A 291-nucleotide genomic window follows, 5' to 3' on the forward strand; every position below is an offset into this window, starting at 1 on the left:
CATTCGGTTGTAAGGGGTCTTTGGCTTCTTTTTCGACACGCAGACCTAAGTGATTATTGCTGTAGTTGCCCAGCACCGTATTGTTTTTGCGAACGCTGATCAGGTTGTCTCTGGCGTTGTAGCTGTAATACGTACTATCACTGCCTTGGATCTTTTGACTGAGATTGCCTTGGCTGTCGTAGCTTAATGTGGTGTTGCCTGCGGCTGTGTCGGTGATGGCGGTGAGTTGGTTGCGACCGTCGTAGGTGTAAGTTTTTGTGATGCTTGTTGGGCTGCCTGTGCTGCCTGTGC

At 50.2% G+C, this 291-nt stretch carries 1 protein-coding gene; it reads right to left on the reverse strand.

The annotated features are described in order from the left end of the window. A partial coding sequence (locus H8K55_RS21395) for an RHS repeat domain-containing protein (RefSeq protein WP_222612574.1) occupies nt 1-291 on the reverse strand: 291 nt, incomplete at both ends.

It is taken from the genome of Affinundibacterium flavidum, assembly GCF_014284175.1.
Lineage (GTDB): Bacteria > Pseudomonadota > Gammaproteobacteria > Burkholderiales > Burkholderiaceae_D > Undibacterium > Undibacterium flavidum.